Source organism: Amycolatopsis sp. NPDC052450, from assembly GCF_044547565.1.
Taxonomy (GTDB): domain Bacteria; phylum Actinomycetota; class Actinomycetes; order Mycobacteriales; family Pseudonocardiaceae; genus Amycolatopsis.
On record NZ_JBIUAQ010000023.1, the window covers coordinates 125,475 to 137,208 of the forward strand.

Sequence of the window (11,734 nt, forward strand, 5' to 3'; positions counted from 1 at the left end):
GCAGGGTCGGCGCCCCCCCCCGAGTTGCGCAACGCTTTTTCCCCACGTGTGATGGTTGCTAGCGTGGCTTTCCCAACCCTCCGGTGCACCCGCCGCTCCAGCCCGGATGCGCAACCCTCCGGTCGACCTCAGAGCCCGGCAGGAACGTCCCGCACGGGAGATTCGGGCAGTTCTCCGGTGAGCGCGAAGTCCACCCGCCGCGCCACGGACACGACCTGGTCCGCGAACCGCTCGTAGAACCGCGCCAGCAGTGCCACCGAGATCGCGGGCGCGACACCGTCGGCCCAGTCCGGCCCGGTCACCACCGTCATCAGCTCCTCGTACAGCGCGTCGACGCGCTGATCGGACCGGGCCAGCGAAGGGAACACCTCCGCCGTCGGTCCTTCGATCGCCACACCAAGGTCTTCCGCCATCGAAACGACCAGCCCGGCCATCTCGCCGAAGCGTCCGGCGAACGCGTCGGGGACGGCGAACTCCGGTGCGCGAGCGGCCTGTTCGGCGATGTGCTGGGCGAGGTCGCCCATCCGCTCCAGCCGGTCGGCGCAGTACACCGCCGCGAGTACGGTCCGCAGGTCCCGCGCGACGGGCGCCTGCAGGGCGAGCAGTTTCTGCGCGGCCACCTCGCATTCGGTCCGCGCCGCGTTCAGCTTCGCCTCGACCGCCGCCACCTCCGCGGCGGCCTCGGCGTCCCGGTCGAGGAAGACCCGGTTGGCCAGCCGTAGTTCCTCGCACGCCATGCCGCACATCTCCGACAGGCGGTCGCCGAGGACGCTCAGTTGACCGTGGAATCGCTCCCTCATGCCGGCACCTTCGCGGGTTCGAGGACGTACGTCGCATACGCCGCGCGGATCACCGGCTGGGCGACGTTGCGCACCGGGACCCCGCCCGGGCTGACCCCCTGCTCGCTGCCGTAGTGCGCGTGCCCGTGCAGCGCGAGCGCCACCTGGGCGTCGTCGATCGGCTCGCACAGCAGATACGACCCCAGGAACGGGTGGATCTCCGGCGGTTCGCCGTGCAGTGTGCCCGGAATCGGCGAGTAGTGCGTCAGCGCGACGGTCACGTCGGGTTGCTCGTGTTCGAGCCCTTCCAGTGCGGCGCGCAGCCGCTTGGCGGCCGCCATGGTGTGCTCGACGAAGTCCTTCATCTCGCGTTCGCCGAACCGGCTCGCGCATTTGCCCGCGAACCCGCCGCCGAAACCCTTCACCCCGGCGACGCCGAGCTTCCCGCCTTCCAGTTCCACCGTGGTGGCCGAGCCTTCGAGGACGGTGATCCCGCTTTCCTCCAGCAGTCCGCTGACCGTCTCGGCCGCGTCCGAGTGGTAGTCGTGGTTGCCGAGCACCGACACCACGGGGACGTCGAGTCCGGCGAACTCGTCGGCGACCACCCTGGCCTCGTCGATGCTGCCGTGCCGGGTGAGGTCACCCGCGAGCAGCAGCACGTCGGCGTGTTCGGCGATGTTGTCCAGTGCCGGCCGCAGCAGGCCTCGGTTGTCCTCCCCGAGGTGGACGTCCCCGACCGCGGCGACCCGGATCACCGGATCTCCTCGGCGTGCGCCGGTTCGCGGACGTCGGCCAGCCGGACGTCGTTGTGCACCAGTTCGGCCGCGATGTGTTCGCAGACGACCGCCTCGATGTCGGCCTTGCGGTTGGCGCACGGGACCTCGCCGCCGAGCCGGACCTGGTCGCCGCGCACGGTGACGTGCACGCCGAGTTCGGCGGTCCTCGGATCTTCGGCCAATGCCTTGGTCAGCCTGGCGACCAGGTACTGGGGTGCTTCCGCGGGCATCGGGAGCTCCTTTCCGTCGATGATGGACAGTGCCGCGAGCAGGGTCAGGAACGACCACGCGTACGGGGATTCAGAGGTCTCTTCCGCCACCCGGTGCCAGTCGACCTGTTCACGAAGGTCACGGGCGATCCGCAGCAGCGGCCCGAAATCGCACCGGTGCGGGCTGAGGACGAGGACCTTGTCGACGAGCAGATCGGTGCCGTTGAGCACGGGGGCGGCGGTCGGCCCGACCCGCATCAGCGAAGCGCGGTCGAGCATCTCGTCGGTGACCGGGCGATGGTTGGGCCGGAAGATCAGGTCGACGAGACAGTCGCCGTCGTAGACCTTGGTGAGCCAGTCCTCCGGCGGGCACACCCGTCTCAGCCCCGCGGCTTCCAGGGCTTTCGTCGCTTCAGGGATGTCTTCGTGTTTGAGGAAGAGGTCGACGTCGTGATCCGACGGCGGCCCGCCCCGCGCGTACACGGCGAGTCCGCCCGCGACGGCGAACCGCACCGACGTCTTGTCCAAAGTGGACACCACCTTGGTCAGCGTGTGCAGCAGTTCCTTCTCGTTCACGGGCGCTCCCCCACTCCGGTGGCCAGTTCGTGGCCCCTCCCGACGTCGGCTTTCAGCGGTTCGGTCGGGAACCCTTCACCTTCCCGCAGTCCCTTGAGGAACGCTTCGATCGCGTCCTCCGAGGAGTATCGCGGCGTCCAGCCAAGTTCTTCCCTGGCGCGCGTGCAGTCCATCACCGGAAGGTGCAGGACGGCGTCGAAAAGCCCCGGCGTCGCCGGGATCAGATGCAGCGACCAGGCCGCGGCGAGCGCGCGGCGGACGAAGATCGCCGGGACCTTCACCGGCTTGGCGCCGAAGATCCGCGCGAGCGCACGGGTGTCCAGCACCGGATCGGCAGCGATGTTGAAGGCGCCTTTGACGTCCTGGAGCGCGCAGCGACGGTACACGTCGGCCACGTCGTCGGTGTGCGCGGTCTGGATCCGCAGCTGCGGGATGTCCGGGAGCACCGGGATCAGCGACGGCCGCACGAGTTTGCCCGGCACGAGCGGCCCGCCGAACAGACGGCGCTGTTCGGGCGCGGCGGCCTTCTGGAAGAGGAACCCCGGGCGCACCCGCACCACCCGCAGCCGCGGATGACTCCGGTCGAACGCCTCGAGAACCCTTTCCACATAAGCCTTTTCACGGGTGTACGCGGCACTCGGCGATCCGTGGGTCGGCCAGTCCTCGGTCACCGGGCGATCGTCGTCCCTCGGCGAGTACGCGCCGATCGACGACGCGTACACCAGCGCCGGCACCCGCATCGCCTGGACGGTTTCGAAGACCCGGATCGACCCCAGCACGTTGGAGCGCCAGGTGACCTCGGGCCGGTGCGTCGGCTGGAAGAGCCAGGCCAGGTGGATCACCGCGTCGGCTCCGTCGAACACGGCGCGGAGGTCGTCACGCGCGACGTCGGCGGTGACGAACTCGGTCTTCGGGCTCTCCCAGCGACTCGGGCGCCTCGCCACGCCGACGATCGAGCCGACCTCGGGGTCCGCGCCCAGTGCGCGCACCACCGCCGTCCCGACGTTGCCCGTGGCGCCGGTGACCACGATCCGCTTACCGCTGCTGGTCATGGGTACGGTTACCCGCCGTCGCCCCGGCTTAATCGGCGCGGAGGCGCTGGACGAGGCGGCGGGCGGGCAACGCCATCGCCCCCAGCCCGATCGAGGTGGTGACCTCCTCCGTCGGCGTGACGAGCAGGTGGTCGATCTCGTCGAGCAGCTTGCGGCATCGGTCGAGCTTGTCCGCGTCGCCCGAACGGGCCACCTCGGCGAGCGCTTCGAGCAGGTCGCCGACCACCCCGCGCGCGTATTCGCCGGGATGCCGGAACGGCGACTCGCATCGGGCGGCTTCGCTCACCGCGTCGATCAGCTGGGCGAGCGGCTGCCACAGGGAGATGAGGTTCGACAAGGGCTCCTCCCCCGCCTCACGCCGCCCCCGCAGGTTCAGGTACCGGCTTTCCCTGGTCCAGCCGATCGCGTCCTCCGCCTCCGCCACCAGGCTGCGGACGTCGCGCACGCGGTCGTACAGGGCTTCGGTCGCTTCGGGCGGCTCGCCGTCGCGGACCAGTGCCGCGGTCTCGGCGAGGACGTCGGCGATCGCCGAAGCCAGCCGGGAAGTCGCCGCCCGCAGGCGTTCGCCGTGCAGCGGCGGCAGGATCACCGCGTTCAGCACCGCGCCGATCGCCGCGCCCAGCGCGGTTTCCAGCAGCCTGTCGGCGAGCAGGATGGGTTCGGTCGCGTTGCCGTAGGAGATCAGCAGCATGCCGGTGATCCCGACCCAGACGCCCGAATCGCCGAAGCCGCGCCACGCGCCGATCAGCAACCCGATGAAGATGACCAGCCCGAGCGCCACCGTCATCGAGGGGATGAACTGCCCGGCTCCCGCCGCGAGCAGCACCCCCACGCTGACCGCGCCGACCTGCTGCGCCCAGCCGCGCAACGAGCGGTAGACGGTGGCCTGCACCAGGAACACCGCCGCGTACGGCGCGAGAAAGGGTTGGGGCAGCCGTAGCACCGAAGACGCGATGATCCATGCGATCACCGCGGCCGCGGTGGCTTTCGCGGTCTGGATGAGGCTCCGGCGTTCTTCCCCGGGAACCCGGAAAGCCCGGGCGGCCCAGGCGAATGGCGCCGCCCAGCGGCTCCGGAGGTCCATCACGGCCCCGGCGGCGCCAGGTGGACGACCTTGGTCTGGGTCATCTCGTCGAGCAGTTCCGGCCCGTAGCCGTAGCCGCTGCCGCTGGCTCCTCGTGGCTGGGCGGCCCCGCCGGGCGCGCCGCCGAAGACGTTGTTGATCTTCACGGTGCCGGCCGGGAGTTCGCGCCAGGCCCGCTGCGCGTGCGCCATCGAGGGGGTGAGCACCGTGGCCGCGAGACCGTAGTCGCCGGCGGCGGCCTGTTCGAGTGCCTGCTCGAAGTCCGCGGCCACCGTCACCGGGGCGACCGGGCCGAAGGTCTCCTCGGTGAGTACCCGCATCCCCGGGGTGCACCCCGCGAGGACGGTCGCCGGGTAGAAGGCGCCGGGGCCGTCCGGGAGCACACCGCCCACCAGCGGATCGGCGCCCTGCGCGATCGCCTCCGTGACCTGCGCGTGCACACCCTCGCGGTGACGCCGGTCGACGAGCGGGGCCAGGTCGCGATTGGCCGCTTCGGCGACCAGAGCGGAGAGGAAAGCGTCGGCGACGTCCTGGTGCACATGGATCCGTTCGACCGAGACGCAGATCTGCCCGGAGTTGGCGAAGGCCCCGGTCGCCGCCTGCTCGGCCGCCCAGACCGGATCCACCCCGGCGTCGACGACGAGCGGATCGTTGCCGCCGTTCTCCAGCAGCACCTTGGCGCCCGTCCGCGCCGCGCTCGCGGCGATCGAGCGGCCCGCGGCGGTGCCGCCGACGTGCGCGATGAGGTCGACGTCCGCGTGAGCCGCCAGTTCCGCGCCCACGCTCCCGTCACCCTGAACGGTTTGCAGCACGCCTTCCGGGAACGCCTCCGACAGCACGCTCCCCAGCCAGGCGCCGGTGTGCGGACAGCGTTCACTCGGCTTGTGCACCACCGTGTTCCCGGTGACCAGCGCGGCACCCAGCAGCCCGCAGGCCACGGCGACGGGATCGTTCCACGGCGTCAGCGCGACGACCACACCCCGCGGTTCCGGCACCATCAGATCGGTGGCCGACGGATCACCCAGCAGTGACCGTCCACGGTGCACCGGACCCAGTTCCGCGTACTGCTCCAGGGTCCCGGCACCGGCCAGGACACCTTCTTCGGCCTCGTCGCGGGGCTTCCCGGTCTCGCTTTCGATGAGGACGGCGAGTTCGCCCGCCCGTCCCCGCAGCGACCTCGCCGCGTCCTTCAGCGCGACCCCGCGTTCGGCGGCAGGCGTCGCGGCCCAGCCCGGGGCCCGCCGTTTCGCCGTCGCGATCGCCGTCGTCACACCATCGGGTGTCGCTGTCTTGACGCTGCCGACGAGACTGTCGTCGGCGGGGTCGCGGATCTCCAGTACGGCAGGCCGGTCCACCGTCGTCATTCGCACCTCCTCGAAGTTCCCGCCCGCCGGTTACCCGGTGTCGCCGCCTCGCACACGTGGCCGTTTTGCGGAAACCGCGCCGGGGTAGCCGCGAGGGAATCCACCACCACGAAGGAGCGAGATCTGTGGCACAGCATCGAGAGGACGCGAAGGACGAACAACTGGGCGGCAGCCGCGTCGATCCGGAAGGGTCCGCGCTGACGACGCAGCAGGGTGTCCGGGTAGATCACACGAACGATTCACTGACGGCGGGCGCCCGCGGCCCGACGCTGCTCGAGGACTTCCACGCCCGCGAGAAGATCACGCATTTCGACCACGAGCGCATCCCCGAGCGCGTCGTGCACGCGCGCGGCGCGGGCGCCTACGGCTTCTTCGAGGCCTACGACGACGCGCTGGCCGACTACACGGTCGCGGAATTCCTCACCAGCGGCGAGAAGATCCCCGTGTTCGTGCGGTTCTCCACCGTCGCGGGTTCACGCGGTTCGGCCGACACCGTCCGTGACGTCCGCGGCTTCGCGACCAAGTTCTACACCCGGCAGGGCAATTACGACCTCGTCGGCAACAACATGCCGGTGTTCTTCATCCAGGACGGCATCAAGTTCCCCGACTTCGTGCACGCGGTGAAACCCGAACCGCACAACGAGATCCCGCAGGCGCAGTCGGCACACGACACGTTCTGGGACTTCGTTTCGCTGCAACCGGAGAGCCTGCACATGGTGCTCTGGCTGATGTCCGATCGCGCGCTGCCGCGCAGCTACCGGATGATGCAGGGCTTCGGCGTCCACACCTTCCGGCTGGTCAACGCCGACGGCAAGGGCACCTTCGTGAAGTTCCACTGGAAGCCCGTGCTCGGCACGCATTCCCTGGTGTGGGACGAATGCCAGAAGATCGCGGGCAAGGACCCCGACTTCAACCGGCGTGACCTGTGGGACGCGATCGAGTCCGGGCAGTACCCGGAATGGGAACTGGGCGTCCAGCTGGTGGACGAGGACTCCGAGCACGACTTCGACTTCGACCTGCTCGACGCCACGAAGATCATCCCCGAGGAACTGGTGCCCGTGCGGCCGGTCGGGCGGATGGTCCTCGACCGCAATCCCGACGACTTCTTCGCCGAGACCGAGCAGATCGCCTTCCACACCGCGAACGTCGTCCCCGGCATCGACTTCACCAACGACCCGCTGTTGCAGGCACGGAACTTCTCGTACCTCGACACGCAGCTGATCCGGCTCGGCGGGCCGAACTTCTCCCAGCTCCCGGTGAACCGGCCGATCGCGAACGTGCACACGAACCAGCGCGACGGGCACGGCCAGCAGAACGTCCACAAGGGACGGACGAGCTACTTCCCGAACTCGCTCGGCGGTGGCTGCCCGGCGATCGCCGATTCCGGCGTCTTCCGCCACTACACCGAAGCCGTGGCCGGCCACAAGATCCGGGAGCGCAGCGAGAGCTTCAAGGACTTCTACAGTCAGGCGACGTTGTTCTGGAACAGCATGTCCCCGGTCGAACGCGAGCACATCGTCGCCGCGTTCCGGTTCGAACTCGGCAAGGTCGAGGACCGGGAGGTCCGGGCGCGGACGGTCGCCGAACTCAACAACGTCGACCACGACCTGGCGGCCCAGGTGGCCGAGGGGATCGGGGTGAGCGTGCCCGCCGCTCCGGCCACGCCGCACCACGACCGCTCCTCCCCCGCGCTTTCCCAGCTCAACCAGCCCTCGGTCGCCCCGACCGGCCGGAAGGTCGCGGTGCTCGCCGCCGACGGCGTGGACACGATCGGCGTCGGCCGCGTGGTCGAGGCGCTGACCGAGCAGGGCGCGATCGTCGAGGTACTGGCACCGGCCGAGGCCGAACTCCGGCCGGGTGGCGAAGGGGATCCCCTGCGGCCCGACAAGCAGCTCAACACCATGGCTTCGGTGCTCTACGACGCCGTCGTCGTCCCGTGTGGTCCGGGCGCGATCAACCTCCTCGAACGCGACGGGTACGCGGTGCATTTCGTCGCGGAGGCCTACAAGCACGCCAAGCCCGTGGCCGCCTTCGGCTCCGGTTTGGACCTGCTGCGCCGGGCCGGGGTGACCTCGAAGCTGGCCGACGACGCCGAAACACTCGTCGACCAGGGCGTGGTGACCACCACGGCGGCCGAGGCGACCCTGCCCGACGGCTTCGTCGCCTCGTTCCTCGCGCAGCTGGGCGAACATCGCTCGTGGCAGCGGAAGACCGACGCGATCCCGGCGTGACCGGCGTTTGCGGCCGTGGCACCCGGGTACCGGAAGAGGGTGAGCGACCTCGACTACACGATCGTGATTCCGACGACCGGCCGGGAGAATCTCCAAACCCTCCTGGCCGCGATCGAAGCCGCCGGCGAACCCCGGCCCGCGCGGATCGTCGTGGCCGACGACCGGCCCGGTGGTGACGAACTACGGCTGCCCCCGTCCAGTACGGAAATCGAAGTCGTCCGCTCCGGCGGACGCGGTCCCGCCGCGGCCCGCAACGCCGGCTGGCGGCGCGCCGGGACCGAGTGGATCGCCTTCCTCGACGACGACGTGGTGATCGGCTCGGACTGGCCGCGGAAACTCGCCGACGACCTCCTCCCCCTCGGTCCGGAGACGGCGGCGTCGCAGGCGCGGCTCGTCGTGCCGCTGCCACCGGACCGCCGTCCGACCGACGACGAACGCGGAACCGCCGGGCTGGAGACGGCCCGGTGGATCACCGCGGACATGGCCTACCGCCGGGCCGTGCTCGCCGAGGTCGGCGGCTTCGACGAACGTTTTCCCCGTGCCTACCGGGAAGACTCGGACCTGGCCTTGCAGGTCGCCAAGGCGGGCTACCTCATCGCGCGGGGCGAGCGCGTCACCGTCCATCCGCCCAAACGGTCGGGTCCGCTCGCCAGCCTGCGCGCCCAGCGGGGCAACGCCGACGACGCGCTCATGCGGCACAAGCACGGTGTCCTCTGGCGGCAGCAGACCGGAGCCGGCCACGGACGGCTCGAACGGCACGCGCTGGCCACCGTGAGCGCGGTGAGTGCCGCGGCGCTGTTCGCGCTGGGCCGGCGTAAGGCCGCGGCCGCGGCGGCCGGGGTGTGGGCGGGAGTGACCGCCGAGTTCGCCGCGCGCCGGATCGTCCCGGGGCCGCTCACCCCTGGCGAAGTGTCGCGGATGCTCCTGACCAGCGTGCTCATCCCGCCCGCGGCCTGCTATCACCGGCTACGCGGGGAACTGCGGCACCGGCTGTCCCGGCGGCCGCAAGCGCTGCTGTTCGACCGGGACGACACCCTCATCGTCGACGTGCCCTACCTCGACGATCCCGACGGCGTCCGTCCCGTTCCCGGCGCCAAGGAACTCCTGCACGGCGTGCGGGCGGCGGGAATCAGGATCGGCGTGGTCAGCAACCAGTCCGGGGTGGCGAAAGGACTGATCACCCCGGACCGGCTGGCCGCGGTGAACGCCCGCGTCGAGAAGGTCCTCGGCCCGTTCGGCACGTGGCAGGTCTGCGTGCACGACGACGGTGACGGTTGCGCCTGCCGGAAACCCGCGCCGGGGCTGGTGCGCCAGGCCGCGGAAGCACTCGGCGTGGACGTCCGCCGCTGTGTCGTCATCGGCGACACCGGTGCCGACGTCGACGCCGCCCTCGCCGCCGGAGCCCGCGGGATCCTCATCCCGACCGCGCGGACCCTGCCGGAAGAGGTCGATCGCGCCCGCCGCCGCGCGACCGTCGCCCGCGACCTGGCCGAAGCCGTCCACCTGGCCGTCGCGGGTTCTCGATGAGGGGGAACGTCCTGGTCGCGAGGATGGACAACCTCGGCGACGTCCTGCTCGCGGGCCCGTGCGTCCGCGCGGTCGCGGCCGGCGCGGAACGGGTGACCCTGCTGACCGGGCCGCGGGGCCGCGCCGCGGGCGAACTGCTGCCCGGCGTGGACGAGGTCATCAGCTGGTGCGCGCCGTGGATCGACCCCGAACCTCCGCCGGTCACCCAGGAGGACACCGACGCGCTCGTCCGGCGCTTGCGCGGGCTTTCCCTCGACGCGGCCCTGATCCTGACGTCGTTCCACCAGTCACCGCTGCCGCTGGCTCTGCTGCTGCGGATGGCCGGCGTGCCGTGGATCGGCGCGGTCAGCGAGGACTACCCCGGATCGCTGCTGGATCTGCGGCACCGTGTCGCGGGTGACCCGCCGGAGCCGGTCCGGATGCTTTCCCTGGCCGAGGAAGCGGGATTCTCGCTGCCGCCCGGCGACCACGGCGGTCTCGCGATCCGCGAACCGCTGCCCTCGGTGGACGAGATCGTCGGGCCCGGCGGCGAGGGCTATGTGGTCGTCCATCCGGCCGCGTCGGTCCCGGCCAGGCAACCCTCGGCCGAGCGGTCGGCCGCGATCGTGCGGGCGTTGCTGGACGCCGGACACCACGTGGTCGTGACCGGGTCCCCGTCGGAAAGCACACTGACCAAGGAAGTCGCCGGGGACGCGCTCGATCTTGGCGGCCGCACCGGACTGTCCGAACTGGCGGCCGTACTCGCCGGGGCGGACGTCGTGGTGGCACCCAACACCGGCCCCGCCCATCTCGCGGCCGCCGTCGGGACGCCGGTGGTCTCCCTGTTCGCCCCCGTCGTGCCGTCGTCGCGCTGGGCGCCGTACGGAGTGCCGTCCGAAGTGCTCGGCGACCAGCACGCGGCCTGCAAAGACAGCCGGGCCCGGGTCTGCCCCGTGCCCGGCCATCCGTGCCTGGACCGTATCGCGCCCGAAGCCGTCGTCGACGCGGTCGCGCGCCTCAGCCCGGTGTCGTCTCACCGCCCAACGCGGCGATGACCTCACCGCTGTAGTACGACGAAAGCCGATTGGACGCCAGGAAGACGTACGACGGCGCGAGATCGTCGGGGTGAGCGGCGCGCTCGTACGGGACCTGGAGGCCGAACTTCTCCACCTTCTCGGGCGGGAACGTCGACGGGATCAACGGTGTCCACACCGGACCGGGCGCGACACAGTTGATCCGCACCCCGCGATCGGCCAATGCCTGCGCCATCGCGTACGTCCAGGCGTGCACGGCACCCTTGGTCGCGGAATAGTCGATCAGGGACTTGTTGCCCCGCAAGCCGTTCACCGAACCGGTGTTGATGATCACCGAGCCCTCACCCAGATGGGGCAAGGCGGCGTTGGTGACCCGGAAGAAACTGTGGATGTTGACGTCGAAGGTGTGGGTCCACTGCTCGTCGGTGAGCTCTTCCGGGGAATCGACCGGCCACTGCGTGGCGACATTGTTGACCAGGATGTCCAAGCCGCCGAGCTCGTTCACCGTCCGGTCGACGATCTCGCGGCACTGCGCCGCCTCAGCCAAGTCACCCGGAAGAAGGAGGCACTCGCGCCCTTCGGCTCGTACGCGCTCTTCGGTGTACTTCGCGTCCTCGTGCTCGTTCAGGTAGGCGATCGCCACGTCGGCGCCCTCTTTCGCGAAGGCGATGGCGACCGCGCGGCCGATCCCGGAGTCGCCGCCGGTGATGAGCGCACGCTTACCGCTCAGCAGACCGCGGCCCTCGTAGTCCTCCATGGAGTCACGAGGCAGCGGATCCATCTTCGACGTCACGCCCGGCGGCTCCTGCTGCTGCGGCGGCCGTAACTTTTCTGGCATCGGAATCCTCCCGTCGGGTGCTTTCGTCGACGGTTACCCGGAAGCTCCCTTTCTCGAACATGCCCGGTCCCGTGCCGCGCCGCTCCCAATGTGGCATTGGGGACGCTCCAGGTCCCCAATGCCACATTGGGAGCACTCCACCCCGACGCGACCACGGCACCATGAGCCCCGGCGCCCCAGGTCCAGCGTTGGGGGGGGGGCCCATAGAGCAATCGGGGGTGTGGGAAAGGGGGTTGGGGAGGCCCCCCGCCCCGGCGGGGGGGGGGGGGGGGGGGGGGGGGCGGC

10 protein-coding genes are annotated in these 11,734 nt (G+C 70.7%); 3 read left to right on the forward strand and 7 right to left on the reverse strand.

What is annotated here, in order from left to right; genetic code table 11:
* Positions 1 to 128 precede the first annotated feature (128 nt).
* Genes ACIHAO_RS30585 through ACIHAO_RS30610 form a run of 6 tightly spaced genes read right to left on the reverse strand, consistent with a single transcriptional unit; the run spans position 129 to position 5,840 of the window.
* Positions 129 to 800 carry a phosphate signaling complex PhoU family protein gene (locus ACIHAO_RS30585; RefSeq protein ID WP_396563634.1) on the reverse strand — a complete coding sequence of 224 codons (672 nt, stop codon included), beginning with the start codon at positions 798 to 800 and terminating at the stop codon, positions 129 to 131.
* Positions 797 to 1,534 carry a metallophosphoesterase gene (locus ACIHAO_RS30590; protein ID WP_396563636.1) on the reverse strand — a complete coding sequence of 246 codons (738 nt, stop codon included), beginning with the start codon at positions 1,532 to 1,534 and terminating at the stop codon, positions 797 to 799. Before ACIHAO_RS30590 ends, ACIHAO_RS30585 begins: the two co-directional genes overlap by 4 nt.
* Positions 1,531 to 2,340, reverse strand: a complete 810-nt coding sequence (locus tag ACIHAO_RS30595; RefSeq protein ID WP_396563638.1) for a nucleotidyltransferase domain-containing protein — start codon at positions 2,338 to 2,340, stop codon at positions 1,531 to 1,533. Before ACIHAO_RS30595 ends, ACIHAO_RS30590 begins: the two co-directional genes overlap by 4 nt.
* On the reverse strand, positions 2,337 to 3,392 hold the full coding sequence (locus ACIHAO_RS30600; protein WP_396563640.1) for an NAD-dependent epimerase/dehydratase family protein: 1,056 nt from the start codon (positions 3,390 to 3,392) through the stop codon (positions 2,337 to 2,339). The genes ACIHAO_RS30595 and ACIHAO_RS30600 overlap by 4 nt, the downstream gene beginning before the upstream one ends.
* A 28-nt stretch (positions 3,393 to 3,420) precedes the next feature.
* On the reverse strand, positions 3,421 to 4,476 hold the full coding sequence (locus ACIHAO_RS30605; protein WP_396563642.1) for an aromatic acid exporter family protein: 1,056 nt from the start codon (positions 4,474 to 4,476) through the stop codon (positions 3,421 to 3,423).
* Positions 4,476 to 5,840: an aldehyde dehydrogenase family protein gene (locus ACIHAO_RS30610; protein ID WP_396563644.1), complete on the reverse strand. Its 1,365-nt coding sequence runs from the start codon at positions 5,838 to 5,840 to the stop codon at positions 4,476 to 4,478. Before ACIHAO_RS30610 ends, ACIHAO_RS30605 begins: the two co-directional genes overlap by 1 nt.
* A 125-nt stretch (positions 5,841 to 5,965) precedes the next feature.
* On the opposite strand from ACIHAO_RS30610, the gene ACIHAO_RS30615 reads away from it, so the two are divergent.
* The 3 genes from ACIHAO_RS30615 to ACIHAO_RS30625 are packed head-to-tail and all read left to right on the forward strand — an operon-like array spanning position 5,966 to position 10,632.
* The gene (locus ACIHAO_RS30615) at positions 5,966 to 8,071 is read left to right on the forward strand and encodes a catalase (RefSeq protein WP_396563646.1); all 2,106 of its coding nucleotides are present in this window, start codon (positions 5,966 to 5,968) and stop codon (positions 8,069 to 8,071) included.
* 39 nt (positions 8,072 to 8,110) lie between these two features.
* Positions 8,111 to 9,598, forward strand: coding sequence for an HAD-IIIA family hydrolase (locus tag ACIHAO_RS30620; RefSeq protein ID WP_396563648.1), 1,488 nt, complete (start codon positions 8,111 to 8,113; stop codon positions 9,596 to 9,598).
* Positions 9,595 to 10,632 carry a glycosyltransferase family 9 protein gene (locus ACIHAO_RS30625; RefSeq protein WP_396563650.1) on the forward strand — a complete coding sequence of 346 codons (1,038 nt, stop codon included), beginning with the start codon at positions 9,595 to 9,597 and terminating at the stop codon, positions 10,630 to 10,632. The genes ACIHAO_RS30620 and ACIHAO_RS30625 overlap by 4 nt, the downstream gene beginning before the upstream one ends.
* Here ACIHAO_RS30625 and ACIHAO_RS30630 read toward each other — a convergent pair.
* Positions 10,595 to 11,449, reverse strand: coding sequence for an SDR family oxidoreductase (locus tag ACIHAO_RS30630; RefSeq protein WP_396563652.1), 855 nt, complete (start codon positions 11,447 to 11,449; stop codon positions 10,595 to 10,597). The two genes, ACIHAO_RS30625 and ACIHAO_RS30630, sit on opposite strands and share 38 nt — an antisense overlap.
* Positions 11,450 to 11,734 lie beyond the last annotated feature (285 nt).

What these genes read in the sequence shown, in the direction of transcription:
- ACIHAO_RS30585 (WP_396563634.1), bottom strand. Translation starts at nt 800, where the DNA reads ATGAGGGAGCGATTCCACGGTCAACTGAGCGTCCTCGGCGACCGCCTG.
- ACIHAO_RS30600 (WP_396563640.1), bottom strand. Translation starts at nt 3,392, where the DNA reads ATGACCAGCAGCGGTAAGCGGATCGTGGTCACCGGCGCCACGGGCAAC.
- ACIHAO_RS30605 (WP_396563642.1), bottom strand. Translation starts at nt 4,476, where the DNA reads ATGGACCTCCGGAGCCGCTGGGCGGCGCCATTCGCCTGGGCCGCCCGG.
- ACIHAO_RS30610 (WP_396563644.1), bottom strand. Translation starts at nt 5,840, where the DNA reads ATGACGACGGTGGACCGGCCTGCCGTACTGGAGATCCGCGACCCCGCC.
- ACIHAO_RS30625 (WP_396563650.1), top strand. Translation starts at nt 9,595, where the DNA reads ATGAGGGGGAACGTCCTGGTCGCGAGGATGGACAACCTCGGCGACGTC.
- ACIHAO_RS30630 (WP_396563652.1), bottom strand. Translation starts at nt 11,449, where the DNA reads ATGCCAGAAAAGTTACGGCCGCCGCAGCAGCAGGAGCCGCCGGGCGTG.